The following is a 2,261-nucleotide window of genomic DNA, read 5'->3' as shown; positions in this document are numbered from 1 at the left end:
TACCTTTGGCGTATAACTGCAATGCTTCTCGCACGCGAAACGGAACAGAGTAGTCAGGAATCTGGTTGTACAACCGTTCAGCATCTAAGAAAGCCTCACCCGAAATGTGACGCCACTCCTCCTCCGACGGCCGTATATTGAAGTGGCGCGCAAGTGACTCACCGACGGATTGCGCCGTCTGAAGATCCAACATGTCCATCGCTGAAGACATTGGGATCGCGGCATGAAAGAGTCCAGAAGCTCTGGGGCTCGTGAGGAGAGCGAGCACTGAGCCTCCCCCAGCAGATTGACCTGCTATAGTGACGTTGCCCGGGTCGCCGCCAAACTCAAGGATATTGTCCTGGACCCAGTGAAGTGCTGCAATTTGGTCTAGGATTCCACGGTTTAAGGGGGCGCCCTTCAACCATCCAAAGCCCTCGAAGCCCAAACGATACGAGATGGTGACCAAGATGACTCCGTTCTCGTTAAACGAGCGCCCGTTGTACCACGGAGATGCTGGTGAACCTGCAAAGTAGCCTCCTCCGTGAATCCACACAAGCACCGGGAGGCGCGCGAGTCGATCTCCAGGGGCAGGAGTGAACACATTCAGGTTCAGGATGTCTTCTCCCGGAATGGATGGTTCGGGAATGGTGGTCACTTCCGCAAAGGGTCTCTTCTGTGGAGTGGGACCATATACAGTAGCGTCTCGCACGCCCATCCAAGGTTCTGGAGGACGAGGTGCCTGGAACCGACGTTCTCCAACGGGAGCTGCGGCGTATGGGATGCCGAGATACGCAGCTGACGACCCTGTTTGCCAAATCCCGCGCACTATCCCGTGTTGGGTGCGAATAGCTGGTGCATAGATTTTGTCTGACATCGTGGAGCCCCCTCCATACGCAAGCTCTAGCGGCTTTACCGAACGGAACGGATAGGAAAAACGAACACCGAGGACACGACAGTGGCGATCGCCGAGTACACAAAAATACTTGCATAGTTTCCGTGAAAGGCGCTGAGAAGTGCTGCGACAATCACAGGTGTCAACGCCTGGGGAACATTAGAAGCAATGTTCAGAATGCCAAGGTCTTTGGCAGCATCATCCCTGGCCGGCAGGACATCTATCATGAGGGCCATGTCGACAGCCATATAGGCGCCATAGCCCAAGCCGATAATGGTGCTCGAAAGAAGCATACCGTTCTTTGACGCCTCGAACACGGGTATCAGTGCGCCGACTCCGATGAATAGTGTCGACGCAAAAACAAACATCTTCCTTCTTTGGAGGTGATCCGACAAGCGGCCAAAAACCAGCGTGGAGACGCCAACGGCGACCATTTGAATCAAGTTGAGCAACCCGAGGAAACCACCCGCTTCTGCGATGGGAAGGTGGATATAATCCGTTAAGATGTAGAGCTGGTAGGCGCCAATCGCTTGATAGGCGAAGATCATGAAGAACCGTCCTGCGAAGGCCCATGCAAAATCCGGGTGCTTGCGCGGATCGACCAAGAATCCGCGGAAAAAGCGTCCCCAATTCAACTTTGGGAAGTCGGCATGTTTGGAAGAACGGTCCGGATTGAACAAGACGAAGGCAAGACAGACCGCTACAACGATCGCGGCAAAGGTGTCATAACCGATGCCTATTTGGCGCAGAAGCTGTCCCGCGAGAATAACGCCAAGCGTCCCCCCCACAGACGAGCCAACGCCAATCAAGGCGGATGCCGTTGCACGATATTGCATTTCCACGCGGTCAGAAACGATCGATGACAAGGGGCCTTGGAATGCGTTTAACAAAAATTGGGCTAGAACCCAAAACACAGTAAGAAGAAAGAGCGTCTTTGCATACTGAAGAGCGACCGTGCAGAGCGCACCCCCAAGAGCACCGAATAACATCCAAGGGGCCCTGCGTCCCAGGCGGGAACGGGTCCTATCAGATAAGGCACCGACTATGGGTTGAACAAAAATCGTGGCCACGGACGAGATGCTCGTAACTACGGCAAGATCCTCGACCTTCTTTGCAGGATCAAGCAGTGCAACCTGCTCCGGCAACAAGACGACAATAAGCCCTGCGTAGGTCATGAACAATCCCAGATAGGAAGTTCCGAGTGAGGCGAAGAGCAAGCCTCGGCGACCAGCGGATGTTACGAATCCGCTTTCATCAATTTGGGGCGTAACCTGTGTTCCCATCAATTCAACTCCTTTCAAGCAGTGCTCGAGGAAGACACACTCGAGCTCGGTTTAGTGATGATAGCGTAGATCAGCGTTTTCATGTGTTATAGAATGAGCCCTTT

Annotated in this window: 2 protein-coding genes; both read right to left on the bottom strand. The window is 53.7% G+C overall.

Going from position 1 to position 2,261, the window contains the following annotated elements; translation table 11 throughout:
* Positions 1 to 856: carboxylesterase family protein (locus tag AMA01_RS13395; protein WP_156468467.1), on the bottom strand; the 856-nt coding region annotated here is incomplete at its 3' end.
* 35 nt (positions 857 to 891) lie between these two features.
* Positions 892 to 2,157: an MFS transporter gene (locus tag AMA01_RS13390; protein ID WP_067851749.1), complete on the bottom strand. Its 1,266-nt coding sequence runs from the start codon at positions 2,155 to 2,157 to the stop codon at positions 892 to 894.
* Between the last annotated feature and the right edge of the window lie 104 nt (positions 2,158 to 2,261).

The organism is Alicyclobacillus mali NBRC 102425 (genome assembly GCF_001570745.1).
Lineage (GTDB): Bacteria > Bacillota > Bacilli > Alicyclobacillales > Alicyclobacillaceae > Alicyclobacillus > Alicyclobacillus mali.
This window is presented reverse-complemented; position numbering and strand designations above follow the sequence as displayed.